At 68.6% G+C, this 16,325-nt stretch carries 17 protein-coding genes; 11 read left to right on the top strand and 6 right to left on the bottom strand.

Annotated features, from left to right (window positions below; all coding sequences use genetic code 11):
• Positions 1–250 precede the first annotated feature (250 nt).
• Positions 251–1,195 (bottom strand): CoA ester lyase, encoded by a 945-nt coding sequence (locus tag AB0F41_RS26615; RefSeq protein WP_357428392.1) that lies wholly within the window; start codon positions 1,193–1,195, stop codon positions 251–253.
• A 53-nt stretch (positions 1,196–1,248) separates the two neighbouring features.
• On the opposite strand from AB0F41_RS26615, the gene AB0F41_RS26610 reads away from it, so the two are divergent.
• The 10 genes from AB0F41_RS26610 (at position 1,249) to AB0F41_RS26565 (ending at position 9,510) form a co-directional block, all read left to right on the top strand.
• Positions 1,249–2,529 carry a CBS domain-containing protein gene (locus AB0F41_RS26610; protein ID WP_357428390.1) on the top strand — a complete coding sequence of 427 codons (1,281 nt, stop codon included), beginning with the start codon at positions 1,249–1,251 and terminating at the stop codon, positions 2,527–2,529.
• On the top strand, positions 2,526–3,137 hold the full coding sequence (locus AB0F41_RS26605; protein ID WP_357428388.1) for a DUF1003 domain-containing protein: 612 nt from the start codon (positions 2,526–2,528) through the stop codon (positions 3,135–3,137). Before AB0F41_RS26610 ends, AB0F41_RS26605 begins: the two co-directional genes overlap by 4 nt.
• A 291-nt stretch (positions 3,138–3,428) precedes the next feature.
• On the top strand, positions 3,429–4,610 hold the full coding sequence (locus AB0F41_RS26600) for a lytic murein transglycosylase (RefSeq protein ID WP_357428386.1): 1,182 nt from the start codon (positions 3,429–3,431) through the stop codon (positions 4,608–4,610).
• Positions 4,611–4,867: 257 nt separating this feature from the next.
• Positions 4,868–5,722 carry a lytic transglycosylase gene (locus tag AB0F41_RS26595; protein WP_357428384.1) on the top strand — a complete coding sequence of 285 codons (855 nt, stop codon included), beginning with the start codon at positions 4,868–4,870 and terminating at the stop codon, positions 5,720–5,722.
• A gap of 19 nt (positions 5,723–5,741) precedes the next feature.
• Complete coding sequence (locus tag AB0F41_RS26590) at positions 5,742–6,878, top strand: Mrp/NBP35 family ATP-binding protein (RefSeq protein WP_357428382.1); 1,137 nt, start codon at positions 5,742–5,744, stop codon at positions 6,876–6,878.
• 19 nt (positions 6,879–6,897) lie between these two features.
• On the top strand, positions 6,898–7,218 hold the full coding sequence (locus AB0F41_RS26585; RefSeq protein ID WP_357428380.1) for a DivIVA domain-containing protein: 321 nt from the start codon (positions 6,898–6,900) through the stop codon (positions 7,216–7,218).
• A complete protein-coding gene (locus AB0F41_RS26580; RefSeq protein WP_357428378.1) occupies positions 7,215–7,784 on the top strand; it encodes a DNA-3-methyladenine glycosylase I in 570 nt (189 codons plus the stop codon). The genes AB0F41_RS26585 and AB0F41_RS26580 overlap by 4 nt, the downstream gene beginning before the upstream one ends.
• Positions 7,785–7,942: 158 nt before the next feature.
• Positions 7,943–8,110: a DUF3117 domain-containing protein gene (locus AB0F41_RS26575; RefSeq protein WP_011211259.1), complete on the top strand. Its 168-nt coding sequence runs from the start codon at positions 7,943–7,945 to the stop codon at positions 8,108–8,110.
• Positions 8,097–9,017 carry a putative RNA methyltransferase gene (locus AB0F41_RS26570; RefSeq protein ID WP_357428376.1) on the top strand — a complete coding sequence of 307 codons (921 nt, stop codon included), beginning with the start codon at positions 8,097–8,099 and terminating at the stop codon, positions 9,015–9,017. The genes AB0F41_RS26575 and AB0F41_RS26570 overlap by 14 nt, the downstream gene beginning before the upstream one ends.
• An 88-nt stretch (positions 9,018–9,105) precedes the next feature.
• Positions 9,106–9,510 carry a group 1 truncated hemoglobin gene (locus AB0F41_RS26565; protein WP_357428374.1) on the top strand — a complete coding sequence of 135 codons (405 nt, stop codon included), beginning with the start codon at positions 9,106–9,108 and terminating at the stop codon, positions 9,508–9,510.
• Positions 9,511–9,513: 3 nt separating this feature from the next.
• Here AB0F41_RS26565 and glgA read toward each other — a convergent pair whose 3' ends face one another.
• Positions 9,514–10,740, bottom strand: coding sequence for a glycogen synthase (glgA, locus tag AB0F41_RS26560; RefSeq protein ID WP_357428372.1), 1,227 nt, complete (start codon positions 10,738–10,740; stop codon positions 9,514–9,516).
• Positions 10,741–10,804: 64 nt separating this feature from the next.
• Here glgA and glgC point away from each other — a divergent pair, with 64 nt between their 5' ends.
• Positions 10,805–12,019, top strand: coding sequence for a glucose-1-phosphate adenylyltransferase (gene glgC / locus AB0F41_RS26555; protein ID WP_357428370.1), 1,215 nt, complete (start codon positions 10,805–10,807; stop codon positions 12,017–12,019).
• 67 nt (positions 12,020–12,086) lie between these two features.
• Here the strand turns inward: glgC and AB0F41_RS26550 are convergent, their stop codons facing one another.
• From AB0F41_RS26550 to AB0F41_RS26535, 4 genes are all read right to left on the bottom strand, one after another.
• Positions 12,087–13,742 carry an ABC transporter permease gene (locus AB0F41_RS26550; protein WP_357428368.1) on the bottom strand — a complete coding sequence of 552 codons (1,656 nt, stop codon included), beginning with the start codon at positions 13,740–13,742 and terminating at the stop codon, positions 12,087–12,089.
• Positions 13,739–14,659 carry an ABC transporter ATP-binding protein gene (locus AB0F41_RS26545; RefSeq protein ID WP_357428366.1) on the bottom strand — a complete coding sequence of 307 codons (921 nt, stop codon included), beginning with the start codon at positions 14,657–14,659 and terminating at the stop codon, positions 13,739–13,741. The genes AB0F41_RS26550 and AB0F41_RS26545 overlap by 4 nt, the downstream gene beginning before the upstream one ends.
• Positions 14,659–15,396, bottom strand: a complete 738-nt coding sequence (locus tag AB0F41_RS26540) for a TetR family transcriptional regulator (RefSeq protein WP_357428364.1) — start codon at positions 15,394–15,396, stop codon at positions 14,659–14,661. Before AB0F41_RS26540 ends, AB0F41_RS26545 begins: the two co-directional genes overlap by 1 nt.
• 233 nt (positions 15,397–15,629) lie before the next feature.
• Positions 15,630–16,262 carry an O-methyltransferase gene (locus AB0F41_RS26535; protein WP_357428362.1) on the bottom strand — a complete coding sequence of 211 codons (633 nt, stop codon included), beginning with the start codon at positions 16,260–16,262 and terminating at the stop codon, positions 15,630–15,632.
• Positions 16,263–16,325 lie beyond the last annotated feature (63 nt).

Genomic DNA, 16,325 nt, shown 5'->3' with positions numbered 1-16,325 from the left:
TGTGGCGAAGCCACGAGTCTCGAGGGCTGACAGCAGACGCTAAAGGGGCCGAACCCCGCGCGCGCCAGCGCGCCAATAAACACAGCACCTTCGCGGGCAAGGTCACCTGCCCCACCTTCGCGGGCAACGCCACCAGCCCCACCCTCACAGGCAACGCCACCAGCCCCACCCTCACAGGCAACGCCACCAGCCCCACCCTCACAAACAAGCGCGCTCAGCCCTCGCCCGGCTTTGCGACACCCCCCAGTCGCTATGCAGGCGGGGTGAACTCCGTGGTGCGTTTCATACCCGCCGCCCGCCCCTTCTCCGCGATCACCACCGCCATTTTCGCGCTGGCCTCGTCGATCATCTCGTCGCCGAGCATCACCGCGCCGCGCGCACCACCGTCTTCGGAGGTGTGGTAGGCGTACGCGTCCAGGATGAGTTCGGCGTGGTCGTAATCGGACTGCCGGGGACTGAAGATCTCGTTGGCCGCGTCCACCTGCCCCGGGTGCAGGACCCATTTGCCGTCGAACCCCAGGGCGGCGGTGCGCCCGGCCGCCCGCCGGAACCCGTCGAGATCGCGGATCTGCAGGTACGGCCCGTCGATGGCCTGCAGGCCGTGGGCGCGAGCGGTGAGCAGAATGGTCATCAGAATATGGTGGTAGGCATCGCCGGTGTCGTAGCCCTCCGGCTGTTCGCCGACCACCAGCGTGCGCATATTGATACTCGCCATGAAGTCCGCCGGGCCGAATACCAGCGTCTGCACGCGGGGGCTCGCGGTGGCGATCTCGTCGATATTGCGCAGCCCGAGCGCATTCTCGATCTGCGGTTCGATCCCGATCCGGCCGGGTTCGAGCCCGTTGGCCCGTTCCAGCTGGCTCAGCAGCAGATCCAGGGCGCGGACCTGGCCGGCGTCGGTCACCTTGGGCAGCAGGATCGCGTCGAGGGCGGTTCCGGCGCCGTCCACGACCGAGATCACATCGGCGTAGGTCCATTGGGTGGTCCAGTCGTTGACCCGGACCACTCGCAGCTGGTCGCCCCAGCCGGAGTCGTTGAGCGCGGCCACGATATTGGCACGGGCGGCCGCTTTGGCGCCGGGCGCCACGGCGTCCTCCAGGTCCAGGAAGATCTCGTCGACCGGCAGGCCCTTGGCCTTGGCGATCATCTTCGGGTTGCTGCCCGGCACGGCGAGCACGGAACGGCGCGGCTTCATGAACACTCCTGTGGTCGGCCCGGTCCGGCCCCGGAACATCTAGCCTGGCAGTCATGGCAGCTACCAGGGTGTATATCGCCAGGCTGACCGGCCTGGCGGTGCTGGGGCCGGACGGTGAGTCTATCGGCCGCGTCCGGGACGTCGTGGTGGCCATCCGCTACGACCGGCAGGAGCCGCGCGTTCACGGCATGGTGGTGGAGTTGCCGACCAGGCGGCGGATCTTCGTGCCGATGCTGCGGGTCACCTCCATCGAACCCGGTTCGGTCACGTTGAACACCGGCAACGTGAGTCTGCGCCGATTCGCCCAGCGGCCCGGTGAATTGCTGGCCATGGCACAGATCGTGGACTCCTCGGTGCGGGTGGACGATCCGGATCTGCCCGATCTCGCCGGGGTGGACGTGTTCGTGGTGGACCTCGGAATATCGCTGACCCGCACCCGGGATTGGCGGGTTTCGCGGGTGGCCGTGCGCGGGCACCGGCGGCTGGGCCGACGGCGCACCGTGCATGTGGTGGACTGGGCCCGGGTGGACGGGCTCACCCCATACGAAATCGGGCGTCCCGGCCAGGATGTCAGCGCGCTGCTCGAGCAGTTCGAGGGTCAGCGCGCCGCCGATGTGGCGCATATGCTGCGCGAACTGCCGGCCAAACGCCGCCTCGAGGTGGCGGTGGCCCTCGACGACGAACGGCTCGCCGATGTGGTGCAGGAGCTCTCCGGTGACGATCAGGTGGAACTGCTCGGTCAGCTCGAGGTGGGCCGGGCGGCCGATGTGCTGGAGGCGATGGATCCCGACGACGCCGCCGATCTGCTCGGGGGCCTGCCGGAGAACGAGGCCGAATCCCTGCTGACCCTGATGGATCCCCAGGAGTCCGAGCCGGTGCGTCGGTTGCTGGTGCATTCTCCCGATACGGCGGGCGGTCTGATGACGCCGGAGCCGGTGATCCTGTCCCCGGCGACGACCGTGGCGGAGGCTTTGGCGCGGGTACGCGATCCGGATCTGACGCCCGCCCTGGCGTCGATGGTGTTCGTCGTGCGGCCCCCGACGGCGACGCCCACCGGCCGCTATCTCGGTTGTGTCCATCTGCAGCAGCTGCTGCGCGAACCTCCGGCTCATCTGGTGGGCGGAATCCTGGACACCGATCTGGGCGCGCTGCGCCCGGATCTGCCGCTGGCCGCGGTGACCCGGTATTTCGCCAGCTACAACCTGGTGTGCGGCCCGGTGGTCGACGAACAGAATCATCTGGTGGGCGCGGTGAGCGTGGACGATCTGCTCGATCATCTGCTGCCGCGCGATTGGCGTGAGGACGAGCAACTGTACGAGGGTGTGCGGCCGTGACAGCCGACAAGAGCGCCGCGGGGCGTGCCGGATCCGCGCGGCAGCGGCTGGAAACACCGGTGGAGGGCCGGTTCCGGTTCGACTGGGATGCCGAGGCATTGGCACGCGGCAGCGAACGGATCGCCCGGTTCCTGGGCACCGGGCGCTATCTGGCGATCCAGACGGTCGTGGTGATCGTCTGGATCGCGCTGAACATCTTCGTGATCACGCTGCGCTGGGACCCCTACCCGTTCATCCTGTTGAACCTGGCCTTCTCCACCCAGGCCGCCTATGCCGCGCCGCTGATCCTGCTCGCCCAGAACCGGCAGGACAACCGCGATCGGGTCTCGCTCGAGGAGGATCGGCTGCGGGCGGCGCAGACGAAGGCCGATACCGAGTTCCTGGCGCGCGAACTGGCCGCGCTGCGGCTGGCGGTGGGCGAGGTGGCCACCCGTGACTACCTGCGCCGTGAGCTCGACGAGATCCGCGACTCCCTCGATCACATCGGAAGCGCGGCGGGGGTGGGTCCGACGCGCGGCCCGGACAAAGCAACGAAGCCGAAACGCAAGAAAACCTCCGGTCACAAGCCGGTTACGGGCTCAGTTTCATCGCCTCTCGCGGACGATTGACCGGAAATCCACAATATGCTCCTGACCGGTAGGTAACCTGGATCACGTTGTCCCGAGCGCGCCATCCGGGAATGTCCGAGACGGTCGCTCACCCGTGACATAGAGGAATGGTGGAGCCGGATGCGGATACCTACCCCTGTGGCAATGTCGGCTCTGGTCATGGCGGGCCTGGTAGCCAGCGGTTCAGCAGCGCACACCACCCTGTCGTCGACACCGCCGGAAGCTACCGGGACCAGGCTCGCAGTCAACGCGAACCGGGTCGGAGACCGAACCGCCAACCCCGACGCCCCAGTGGCTCAGACACTTGGGATTCTGCCCGCGGAACCCACGACACCGCGCAAACTGCGCGCCCTGCCCGCCGACGGCGTACCGCCGTTCGCGGGCGCCGTACCACTGCAGACCATCAATCTGCCGGGCGGTAACGGGGTCCTGGGAATTCCGGAGATCGTGCTGGCCGCCTACCGCAACGCCGAACTGGCCCTGCAGTCCTCGGCACCCGGCTGCGGGATCAGCTGGAATCTGCTCGCCGGAATCGGACGGATCGAGTCGGGGCATGCGAGCAACGGCCGTACCGACGCCGCCGGCACCACCAACCCGCCGATCTTCGGCCCCGCGCTGGACGGCACCCTGCCCGGCAACGAGGTCATCCGTTCCGCCGACGGCGGATACGTCCGAGCCCTCGGTCCCATGCAGTTCCTGCCCGGCACCTGGTCGCACTATGCCGCCGACGGCAACGCCGACGGGCATGCCGATCCGCACAATGTGTTCGACGCGACCCTGGCCGCCGGCAAATACCTGTGCTCGGGTGGATTGAATCTGCGTGACCCGCAACAGGAATTGCGCGCCGTGCTGCGCTACAACAACTCGATGTCCTACGCGGCTACCGTGCTCAGCTGGTCGGCGGCCTACCGCACCGGCGGCCGCCCGGCGCCGGTCACCGTCTCCCCCGATCTGGTTCCGCCCGGCAGCGCGCCGACGCAGTTCCCGCCCGGATCCCCGGATCTGCTGGCGGCACAGACCGATACGACGGTCCCGACGCCACCGCCGACCGCGGTCGTGCACATACCGCGCCCCGAGCCGATGATCCGGATCCCCGGTCTGCCGCCGATTCCGTGCGGTCTGCTGTGCCCGCCGGCGCCGGGGTCGCCGAAGGTCGGCGAGACGCTGCCCGAACGCGGACCGACGCCCGCCGCCCCCGAGGGCCAGGGCGCTCCGGCCGCGCCGCCCGCGCCGGAGGCCGGAAACCAGCCGCAGCAGGCGGCTCCCGCGCCACCACCTCCCGCACCGGCGCCGGCCCCCGCACCGCCGACCATCACCCTGCCGGGCGGTCTCGTGATTCCGCTTCCGGTAGCGGTGTTCCCGGCCCCGGTGCCACCCACCCCGGCCGACGTTCCACCCCCGGCACCGGCCGACGTCTCACCCCCGGCCCCAACCGCCCCCGCGGAGCCCGCCCCACCCGCGCCGCCTGCCTGAGACACGCCGACGAGAAGCCGCCCGGGCGCACTGCTCCCACCCGTGCCGGCACCGCGAACCCCCGGTCCCCGACCGGGGGTTCGCCGTCTTCCACTGGGGCGCCCGGACTTTCCCTTTCCCACTGCGGACGGAAATAATGGTCACGAGGTAGTAACGAAGAGGTCTCGGATGCGGTAGTCTCGGTGGGCAGAGGTCACGGATCGGCGACGACCGGCCGCGGCCGCAAGGTTGTGCGTTCAGATGAAGGGCTTGAGTACGTGGGGCGTCACCGTAAACAGCAACCGGCCACTGTTACCCGTAGTTCGGTCATCGCACTCACCGGCCTGGTACCGGCCGGAGTGGTGGCGACCAATGCCGCGGCGGCCATGGCCACCGACCCCACGGCAGCTTCGGTGTCGATGCACATGCAAGAACTGAGCGCCGGCCCCCTCCAGACCATGACCCCCGCCGCCGTGGACGTTACGGCGATGCATGCGATGGCCAAGCAGTCGCCCGAGGCCCGGGTCGAAGTGAAAACGGTCGCGCTGGACCCGGATCGAGCCCGCAACGATATGCCGGTCGCCGCATCCGGAATCCCGGGTATCGCCGAGGCCGCTTATATCAACGCCGAACAGATCCTGGCCGAGGAGAGTCCCGGCTGCAATATGCCGTGGACGATGCTGGCCGGTATCGGTCGCGTCGAATCCACCCATATGTACAACGGCAAAGCCGATGCGGACGGTAACGCGCTCGCGCCCGTTTTCGGCCCGGTGCTCGACGGCAGCCTGTCGGGCAACAACGTCATCCACGATTCCGACAGCGGCGCGCTCGACGGTTTCAGCGGCTACGACCGCGCGGTCGGCCCGATGCAGTTCCTGCCCGAGACGTGGACCGCTTTCGCGGGCGACGGCAACCGGGACGGCATCTCCGATCCCCAGAACTACTACGACGCCACCCTCACCGCCGGCAAGTACCTCTGCTCGGGCGGTCTGGATATGTCCGATCCCGCCCAGCAGACCAGGGCGATTCTCCGCTACAACAACTCCATGGCCTACGTCGCGAACGTGATGGCCTGGGAACAGTCGTACAACACGGGCATCGCACCACGGCCCGCGGAACTGCCCAAGATCTGACGCCACTACCATCGGCGGTATGCCAGTGGTAACGGAAGCGGAGGTGCGGGGCGCTCTCGCGAAGGTCGACGACCCGGAGATCCGTAAACCGATCACCGAACTGGGCATGGTCAAGAGCATCCGGGTGGACCCGGACAGCAATGTGCACATCGAGGTGTACCTGACCACCGCCGGCTGCCCCCTGCGTACCGAAATCACGCAGCGAGTGAGTACCGCCGTCGCGGATGTCCCCGGTGTCGGCGCGGTCTCCGTGGATCTCGACGTGATGAACGACGAGCAGCGCACCGAACTGCGCAAACAATTGCGGGGGGATTCCGCCGAACCGGTGATCCCGTTCGCCCAGCCCGGCTCACTGACCCGCGTGTACGCGGTCGCCTCCGGAAAAGGCGGTGTCGGCAAATCCAGCGTCACGGTGAATCTCGCCGCCGCGCTGGCCGATCAGGGCCTGTCGGTGGGCGTCCTCGACGCCGATATCTACGGTCATTCCATTCCGCGCATGCTGGGTACCGACGCCCGGCCCACCCAGGTCGAGCGGATGATCATGCCGCCGGTCGCGCACAACGTGAAGATGATCTCGATCGCGCAGTTCACCAAGGGCAATACTCCGGTGGTGTGGCGCGGTCCGATGCTGCACCGGGCGCTGCAGCAGTTCCTCGCGGATGTGTTCTGGGGCGATCTGGACGTGCTGCTGCTGGATCTGCCTCCCGGCACCGGCGATGTGGCGATCTCCATCGCCCAGCTGATCCCGAACGCGGAGATCCTGGTGGTCACCACCCCGCAGATCGCGGCCGCCGAGGTGGCCGAACGCGCGGGTGCCATCGCGCTGCAGACCCGGCAGCGCATCGCCGGTGTGGTGGAGAACATGTCCTGGCTCGATCTGCCCGACGGCTCGCGGATGGAGCTGTACGGTTCGGGCGGCGGTCAGGCGGTCGCCGAGCGGCTCACCCGGGCGGTCGGCGCCGAGGTGCCGCTGCTGGGGCAGATCCCGATCGAACAGGCGGTGCGCGAGTCCGGGGACGAGGGGACCCCGATCGTCTTGCGCGATCCGGACAGCCCGGCGGCCGTCGCCCTGCGCGAAGTCGCCGGTAAGCTCGCCGTCCGGCGGCGCGGCCTGGCCGGGATGTCGCTGGGTATCGACACCACCCGCCATCTCTGAGCGCACATAGACTCGGTCCATGCTCACCCTGCTGCTGTACGTACTGATCGTGGGATTGGTGGCCGTGGTCTTGTTCCTGCTGGCCAGCGCCCTTTTCGGGCGGTCCGAGGAGCTGGGCCCGCTGCCGGGGGGAACCACCGCGACGGTACTCCCGGTCGAGGGGATCGCCGGGGCGGATGTGCGGGCGCTGCGGTTCCAGCAGGTGGTGCGCGGGTACAAGGCCGGCGAGGTCGACTGGGCGCTGGCCCGGCTGGCCGCGCGTATCGATGAACTCCAGTCCGAACTGGCAGAGGCGCGCGCCGCGGCCCCGGCGGCCACACACGACCCGGAGCGGAAGTGACCCAGGACACGCTGATCCGCTGCCCCTGGTCGCTGGATTCGCAGATCTATCGCGACTACCACGATCACGAATGGGGCCGTCCACTACACGGAAACGATGCGCTGTTCGAACGGTTATGCCTGGAAGCGTTCCAATCCGGGCTTTCCTGGATCACGATCCTGCGCAAACGACCCGCGTTCCGCGAGGCCTTCGCCGGATTCGCCATCGACCGGGTAGCCGAATTCGGCGACGCCGATCGCGAACGCCTGCTCGCCGACGCCGGGATAGTGCGCAATCGCGCCAAAATCGATGCCTGTATCGCGAATGCCGTGGTCGCACGGGACCTCGATATCGACCTGGACGAACTGCTCTGGTCGTTCGCGCCGCCGGCCCGGCCGCGGCCCCGGAAAATCACCGAAATTCCGGCTACCACACCCGAATCCATCGCACTGGCAAAAGAATTGAAGCGGCGGGGTTTCCGTTTCGTCGGACCGACCACCGCGTATGCGCTGATGCAGGCCACCGGGATGGTCGACGACCACCTCGCCGAATGCTGGGTCGATATCGGAGACGACACCGCCGGTTGACCGGTCACTTTTGGACGTCGAGTATCCGCCATCTGCCGCGATAGGGAAGAATGGACCGAGTGCGGTCCGTCGTCTTCACAGACGGACCGCCCGGTTGGTGACAACCGGAGATCCGAGCAAGTGCGCAGCATACCGCGCAGATCTGGAGGGAGCAGAGGATGGCGGCCATGAAGCCCCGTACCGGGGACGGTCCCCTCGAGGCAACCAAGGAAGGCCGTGGGATCGTCATGCGGGTCCCACTCGAGGGTGGCGGGCGTCTGGTCGTAGAACTCACGCCCGACGAAGCCGCGGCACTCGGCGACGAATTGAAGAGTGTCACCAGCTAGACCGCAGGCCGAAGAGTCGGCGTTGGCCGCGGTCGCCGAGGCGCTGAGGTGCCCCGAATGCGGCCGCGGCCTGATCTTCGCGGATAGCGTGCTGCGCTGCGAACGCGGACACAGTTTCGATATCGCCCGACAGGGTTATGTCAGCCTGCTCACCGGCGCGGCGGGCAAACTCACCGGTGATTCCGCCGCCATGCTGGACGCGCGTGCCGCGTTTCAGAGCGCCGGATATTTCACCCCGGTCGCCGAGGCGATCGCGGACGCGGCCGTCTCGTCGAGCCCGGAACGGGACGGTGAGCGGGTTCTCGATATCGGCGCGGGCACCGGGTACTACACGGCGCGGGTCCTGGACGCCCTGCCGGCGGCCCGGGGTATCGCGCTGGATATCGCCAAGGCGGCGGGCCGGCGCTGCGCCCGCGCGCATCCGCGGGCGGCGGCGGTGGTGGCCGACGCCTGGCGCGGGCTGCCTGTAGGTGACCACACGATCACCCTGGCCATGTCGGTATTCGCCCCGCGCAATCCGGGCGAAATCGTGCGGGCGCTGGCGCCCGCAGGGCGCTATATCGTCGTCACCCCGACGGCGGCCCATCTGGCGGAGTTGATCGATCCGCTCGGGATGGTGACGGTCGACCCCGACAAGGACCGGCGCCTGACCGAGGCGCTGGCCGGGCGGTTCGAACGCCGGGCCGGCGCGACCGTGGAGTACCCGATGTCCCTACCGCACGAGGCGATCGCCGCGCTGGTCGGGATGGGTCCGTCCGCGCATCACGCGGCCACGCCGGCGGATCGGATCGCCGCCCTGCCGGATCCCTGCACGGTGACGGCCTCGGTCAGCGTGGCGGTATACACACCCACCGCCGGATGGTCACCGGCGGACCCACACCTCACCGCCGATCCTCGAAGTTTGTGAGAATGGGGCAATCACACTGCCACACAGGGCAATCGGCTCGCGACACCGGCCTGACTGGCGGGTAACAGCACCCTGATGTGCTGGGTACATGCGGATACCGACATTCGGGAAAAAGAAAACCACCACGATCTTCGACCGGATCGGCGGATACGAAGCGCTGGAAGCAGTCGTCGCCGATTTCTACACCCGGGTACTGGCCGACGAAGAACTGGCGGGGTTCTTCAGCGGGACGAATATGTCCCGGCTACGCGGGAAACAGGTCGAATTCTTCGCCGCCGCTCTCGGCGGTCCGGAGCCCTACACCGGCGCCGGGATGAAACAGGTTCATCAGGGCCGCGGCATCACCATGCATCATTTCCAATTGGTCGCGGGGCATCTGACGGAATCACTCACCGCCGCGGGCGTCGACGACGAGACCGTCGGTGAGATCATCGGGGCGGTCGCACCCCTGGCCGGCGATATCGCCTCCGGCCCGTCCCCGGCTCCGGCCTGAGCGTCAGCGCTTGCAGACGGTCCGGTAGACGCCGAGAGTCTCTTCGGCGATCCGGTACCAGTCGAACTCGGCCTGGGCGCGCCGGCGTCCCGCCACCCCGAATTCGGCCGCGCGTACCGGGTCCCCGGCCAGATCGTTGATCGCGGCGGCCAGGGCGCGCTCGTAGTCGCCCGGGCGCACGGCGTCGAACCGCACCAGCCGCCCGGTGCGCCCGTCGTCGACCACCTCCGGTATCCCGCCCACATCGGAGGCGACCACGGCGGTCGCGCAGGCCATCGCCTCCAGATTCACGATGCCCAGCGGCTCGTACACCGAGGGACAGACGAATACCGTGGCCGCGGCCAGTAGCTGCCGGATCTGCTCGGTGGGCAGCATCTCCCGCACCCAGAACACATTGCCCCGGGCGCGGTGCAGGCCGGCGACGGCGCCCGCCACCTCCGCTTCGAGCTCCAAAGTGTCCGCGGCACCGGCACACAGCACGAGTTGGATCCCGGGATCGATATCGCGCGCGGCCGCCAGCAGATGCCCGACCCCCTTCTGGCGGGTGATCCGGCCGACGAACACCGCCAGCGGCGCGTCCGGCCGGACCCCCAGTTCGTCCAGGATCCGGCGGCTGCCCGGTTCCGGCGGGCCGGGATGCCAGACCCGCGCGTCGATCCCGTTGCGCACCACGTGGACCTTCGCCGGATCCAGCGCCGGATAGGCGTCGAGAACGTCGCGGCGCATCCAGTCGCTCACCGCGATCACCGCGTCGGCGTGTTCGAGCGCGTTGCGCTCCGACCACGACGACAGCCGATAGCCGCCCCCCAGCTGTTCGGCCTTCCACGGCCGCCGGGGCTCGAGCGAATGCGTGGTGACCACATGCGGAATCCCGTACAGCGTGGCGGCCAGATGCCCGGCCAGGCCCGCGTACCAGGTATGCGAATGGACCAGGTCCACCGGGCCCACCGCCTCGGCCATCCGCAGTTGCGCCGACATCATCCGCAGCGCCGGGTTGGCCTCGTCGAGCGCCGGATCCGGGTCGTGCACCCGGGCGCCGGGTCGCGGCACGCCCATACAGTGCACGGTCACCGCGCTCATCCGGCGCAGCCGCGCCACCAATTCCGTCACATGCACACCCGCGCCGCCGTAGATCTCCGGCGGATACTCCCGGGTGAGCACGGCCACCCGTAGCGGATCGCCCGCGGGCGCCGCGGGCGCCGCGCCCGTACCGCTGGAACCGAAACTCACGGATTCACGGTAGACGCAGAGCGGTCAACACGTCCCGACCACCTCGTTCGGTAGGTTTGGCACTGTGAGGAGCCAGCCGCACGTCCTGGGAATCGTGCTCGCCGGTGGCGAGGGCAAGCGACTCTTCCCGCTGACCGCCGACCGGGCCAAGCCGGCCGTTCCTTTCGGCGGCGCCTACCGCCTCATCGACTTCGTCCTGAGCAATCTCGTCAATGCCGGTTTCCTGCGGCTGTGTGTCCTGACCCAGTACAAATCGCATTCCCTGGACCGGCATATCTCGCAGACCTGGCGGCTGTCGGGTTTCGCCGGTGAATACATCACTCCCGTTCCCGCCCAGCAGCGGCTCGGGCCGCGCTGGTACACCGGGAGCGCCGACGCCATCATGCAATCGCTGAATCTCATCTACGACGAGGATCCCGATTACATCGTGGTGTTCGGCGCCGATCATGTGTACCGGATGGACCCCGAGCAGATGGTCGCCCACCATATCGATTCCGGGGCGGGTGTCACCGTGGCCGGAATCCGGGTGCCGCGCAGCGCCGCCGGCGCCTTCGGATGTATCGATTCCGACGAATCCGGGCGGATCGTCGGATTCCTCGAGAAACCCGCCCATCCCCCCGGTGTGCCCGACGACCCGAACTCGACCTTCGCCTCCATGGGCAACTATGTGTTCACCACCAAGGTGCTGGTGGATTCGATCAAGGCGGATTCGGAGAATTCCGATTCCGACCACGATATGGGCGGTGACATCATTCCGCAGCTGGTGTCGGCGGGGCAGGCCGCGGTTTACGATTTCGGCGCCAACGACGTACCCGGTGCCACCGACCGGGATCGTGGGTACTGGCGCGATGTCGGCACCATCGACGCCTTCTACGACGCCCATATGGACCTGGTCTCGGTGAACCCGGTGTTCAACCTCTACAACCGGCACTGGCCGATCCGGGGCGCCGCCGAGAACCTGCCGCCTGCCAAATTCGCCCGGGGCGGGCTCGCGCAGGAATCGATCGTGGGGGCGGGCAGCCTGCTGTCCGCCGCCACCGTCCGCAATTCGGTGCTCAGCGCCAACGTCCTGGTCGACGAGGGCGCGACGGTCGAGGGCAGTGTGCTGATGCCCGGGGTGCGGATCGGCCGGGGGGCGGTCGTGCGGCGTGCGATCCTGGACAAGAACGTGATGGTGTCCGAGGGCGAGATCATCGGTGTGGACCTCGACCGCGACCGCGACCGGTTCGCCATCAGCAACGGCGGCGTGGTCACCGTCGGCAAGGGCACCTGGGTCTGAGATGTGGGTCTGAGATGCTCGCCGCAACGCCCCCACTCGGCCGAGTGGGGGCGCTTCAAGGCGGTGATCAGCGCATATCGCGACCCCGCACCCCGGCCAGGCCCACGGCCAGCAAGACCGCGGCGATGGCCACCACCGTGAGAACCGGGGTCACGGTGAACTCCGAGCCGGGCAGTTTGGGGGCATGGCTGAACGGTTCCAGATCCCGGAACCACTGCGGGGCACCAGAGATCGACCCGAGCAGGAACACCGCGACCGCGGCGACGAGCAGGCCCCAGGCCACCGAAGCCCAGCGCGGCACCAGCCCGAACAGCAGGACGGTCAGCGCGGCGAAGAACCAGATCGCGGGTAGCTGGACCAGCGCCGCGGCGACCACGCCGGGCATCGTCCCCGGGAGATCGCCGGCGGCGATCCCGTAGGTCAGTCCGCCCAGCACTCCGGCGGTGAGCATCACCAGCACCGGCCCGCCGAAGGCGAACACCAGATGCGAGACGGTCCAGCGCAGCCGGCCGACCGCACCGCTGAGTATGGATTCGGCGTGGCCGCCGTCCTCCTCACCGGACAGCCGCAGCGCCGCCGATACGGCGTACACGGCGCCCGCGACCCCCAGCAGGGTGAAGGCGTAACTCAGGAACGAATCCTCGATCGAATCCGCACCACCCATCCGGGTGATCAGATCGCGCAAGGTCTCGTTCTCCGCGAAACTGTCACCGATCCCGTTGACGACACTGCCGATCACCAATCCGTACAGGCCGATGCCGATCGTCCAGGCCAGCAGCGAGCCGCGTTGCAGCCGTGCCGCCAATCCGAGGGGCCCGGCCAGCGCCGGGCCGGCCTCGGGGCGCCCCAGCCGTTCGGCGATGAGGCCCGCGCCGGTATCCCGCCGCCGCAGCAGCGCATAGGCCGCGGTGAGCAGCACCGCCAGCAGGGCGATATGCAGCACCAGGACCCACCAGCGCTCCCCCGCGTACGGCCGGATCTGCAACGACCACCCCTGCGGCGAAAGCCAGGTCAGCGGGTTCGCCGGTCCGGCCCCGGCCTGCGCGTCACCGATGGCGCGCAGGGTGTAGGTCACCGCCAGTACGGTGAATGCCAGCCCGCGGGCGAGCCGGGCGCCGGTGCATACCTGCGCGGTCACCGCGGCCACACCCGCGAACACCATCCCGGAGCCGGCCAGGGCCAGGCCGAAGGCCAGCGACCCGGCGGCGGGGACGTCGCTCGCGGTCAGGCTCACCGCACCGAGCAGACCGGCCAGCAGCGCGCCCCCGCAGGCCAGGAGCAGCGCGGCGGTGAGATTGGCGTAGCGGCCGACCGAGGTGGCGGACAGCATTTCGCTGCGGCCCGTCTCCTCCTCGGCCCGGGTGTGCCGGATCACGGTGAGGATCGTCGCCACCGCGATCAGCGTATGGAACATCCCCGCCTTCCAGATACCCACGGCGCCGACGGAGTCGTTGTAGATCGGCCCGTACATGGCCAGCTGCGCCGGGCTCGCCAGCACCGTGGCGGCGAAGGACGCCCGGTCGGCGGCGGTCGGATACACCGATTCGATACTGGCGACATACACCCCACCCAGCGGCAACGACAGCAGCAGGACCCACAGCGGCGCCACGATCCGGTCCCGCCGCAGATAGAGGCGCAGCAGCCGCAGTGTGCCGGTGAATCCGGTACCCGAGGAAGGCGGATCGAATACCCGATGCCGGTTTCCGGCGACGACGGTGGTCATTTCTCTACCTTCTGCAGTTCGCCGGCCTCCCGGCCGTTCACCGAGTAGTGGCGCATGAACAGTTCTTCCAGGGTCGGCGGCTGGCTGACCAGGCTGCGTACCCCGGTGTCACCGAGCACCCGGATCAGTTCCGCGAGATGATCCCCGTCGACCTGGCAGCGCAGTGTGCCGTCGTTCAGGCTCACATCGGCGACGCCGGGAATCGCCGCGATATCGCCGGGATCGCCGGTCAATTCGGCGGTGATGGAGGTCCGGCTGAGGTGTCGCATGGCCGAGAGCGTCCCGCTCTCCACCGTGCGGCCCCCGCGGATGATGGTGACCCGCTCGCACAACGCCTCCACCTCCGACAGGATGTGGCTCGACAGCAGCACTGTCGCCCCACGCCCGGCCGCCTCGGTGACGCATTCCCGGAATACCTGCTCCATCAGCGGGTCCAGCCCCGAGGTGGGCTCGTCCAGCAACAGCAGCCTGGCATTCGAGGAAAAGGCGGAGACCAGCGCGACCTTCTGCCGATTGCCCTTGGAATAGGTTCGCGCCTTCTTCCGGGGATCCAGTTCGAAGCGGTCGATCAGTTCCGCGCGGCGGTCGCGGTCGAGACCGCCACGCATGGCGGCCAGCAGGTCGATGGTCTCACCGCCGCTCAGCGACGGCCACAGGGTGACGTCGCCCGGCACGTAGGCGAGTTCGCGGTGCAGGGCCACCGCGTCGGCCCAGGGATCGCGGTCCAGCATCCGCACCTCTCCGGAGGTACGCGCCAACAGTCCCAGCAGGACCCGGATGGTGGTGGACTTTCCCGCCCCGTTGGGGCCGAGGAACCCGTGCACTTCGCCTTCGGTCACCTCCAGGTCCAGCCCGTCGAGTGCGCGGACCTGCCCGAAGTGTTTGTGCAGATCCCGGATATGTATCGCCGAGGTCATCAGAACTCCTTGTCGGATGCGTTGGGAGAGCGGGTACCGGAGGCGCCGGCGGAGTCGCCGGCGCGGGACGGGTCCGGTGACCCCCGCTCGGTCGGTTCGACGCCCCCGCCCGCCTGATCGGCGAGCAGCGCGTCGAGCATCGACGAATCGGTGAGCAATCCCCGGGTGAGGACCTCGAGCGCGGGCAGCATCATCTGGTCGCGGTATTCCCGCAATGCCCTGCGGTAGTCGACCGCCCCGTCCGCCTCGGTCCGTACCTGGAGGAACAGCAGTAGGCCGCCGCCGTTGGCCATGGCCATATAGCGAGCCGTCGCGGCGAGGTCGTGGGGCCGTCGGATCGCGCCGGAGGCGATACCGGCGGCCAGGTATGTCTCGGCGTCCTCGACCATATGGTCGAACAGCACCGCGGCGAACTCGCCGCCTGTCTGGAAGCTACGCATGACGTAGGCGATCACCGGGGCGAAGCCCTCGATCTCGGCCAATTGCTGCAGCATGTTCCCGGCCGAGGGCCGGTTCATGAAGCTCATCTTCGATTCGCGGATCACCGCGCGTACATGGTCGTCGCATTCGCGGCGCAGACCGTCCTTGGAGCCGAAATGGTGGTTGACCAGTCCGGGTGAGACACCGGCGGCGGACGCGATCGCACGGACGCCGACCCCGAAGCCCTGCTCACCGAACAGCTTCAGCGCCGCGTCCCGTATCCGGGCCCGCGTACTCAGATCATCGGTTGAACGCACGTTTAATACGTTAAACACCCGTTCAACGCCAAGACAAGAGAGGGCGCCGTCAAGATTCCGCAAATACCGAATCGGCGCAGGTCGGCACCGGGAAAGCCCACTGGATCCGACCCTACTGACCCAGTGGCACGACTACGATCACACCGCGTCCGGGCGTGGTCCATCCCCCCGCGATTCGAGCCCGTCCACGCGCTACCCCGGACGAGCCACGCCCCCGCCGCGCCGCGGGCGCACTACCCCTTCGACGCGCAGAGCAGACCGTCACCCAGCGGAATGAGGACGCTGGTCAGGCGCGGATCCTCGGCCACATACCGGGTGGCCGACCGCACCGCCTGGGTCGCCGCGTCGCGATGCGCGGGATCGGGGACCCGGCCGCCGAGTAGCGCGTTGTTCAGCAGCACCGCCCCGCCACCCCGCAACAGCCGCACCGCCTCCGCCACATACTGCGGTTGCTCGATGGTCGCCGCGTCCAGGAAAACCAGGTCGTAGGCGCCGTCCGCCAGCCGCGGCAGGACATCGAGCGCGCGACCGCTGATCAGCCGGGTCCGGGCGAGCGGGATATCGGCGGCCCGGAACGACTCCTTGGCGGCCCGCTGATGTTCCGGTTCGAAATCGATGGTGGTCAGCGTCCCGTCCTCGCGCATACCGTCGAGCAGCCACAGCCCACTGACCCCGGCACCGGTCCCCACCTCGACCACCGCCCGCGCGTCCAGCAGCTGCGCGTACATGCACAGCAGAGCCCCGACCGACGGCGGCACCGGGGCCGCTCCCAGCTCGGTGGCCCGTTCGCGGGCGCTGACGAGTATCTCGTCCTCCACGACGGATTCCTCGACGTAGGCGAGATTTCGCTCCAGGTTCGATGCCACGCCCCGAGGTTATGCCAAACGCGGCGAAGCGGGTCGCAACATTCTCAGGTGTCCCTCAGGATC

The organism is Nocardia sp. NPDC024068 (assembly GCF_040638875.1).
In the GTDB taxonomy this organism is placed as follows: Bacteria; Actinomycetota; Actinomycetes; order Mycobacteriales; family Mycobacteriaceae; genus Nocardia.
This window is presented reverse-complemented; position numbering and strand designations above follow the sequence as displayed.

Excerpts from the sequence above, each read along its gene's own strand:
- AB0F41_RS26550 (WP_357428368.1), bottom strand. The coding sequence starts at position 13,742 with ATGACCACCGTCGTCGCCGGAAACCGGCATCGGGTATTCGATCCGCCT.
- AB0F41_RS26575 (WP_011211259.1), top strand. The coding sequence starts at position 7,943 with ATGGCGGCCATGAAGCCCCGTACCGGGGACGGTCCCCTCGAGGCAACC.
- AB0F41_RS26585 (WP_357428380.1), top strand. The coding sequence starts at position 6,898 with ATGCTCACCCTGCTGCTGTACGTACTGATCGTGGGATTGGTGGCCGTG.
- AB0F41_RS26545 (WP_357428366.1), bottom strand. The coding sequence starts at position 14,659 with ATGACCTCGGCGATACATATCCGGGATCTGCACAAACACTTCGGGCAG.
- AB0F41_RS26615 (WP_357428392.1), bottom strand. The coding sequence starts at position 1,195 with ATGAAGCCGCGCCGTTCCGTGCTCGCCGTGCCGGGCAGCAACCCGAAG.
- AB0F41_RS26565 (WP_357428374.1), top strand. The coding sequence starts at position 9,106 with ATGCGGATACCGACATTCGGGAAAAAGAAAACCACCACGATCTTCGAC.
- AB0F41_RS26610 (WP_357428390.1), top strand. The coding sequence starts at position 1,249 with ATGGCAGCTACCAGGGTGTATATCGCCAGGCTGACCGGCCTGGCGGTG.
- AB0F41_RS26590 (WP_357428382.1), top strand. The coding sequence starts at position 5,742 with ATGCCAGTGGTAACGGAAGCGGAGGTGCGGGGCGCTCTCGCGAAGGTC.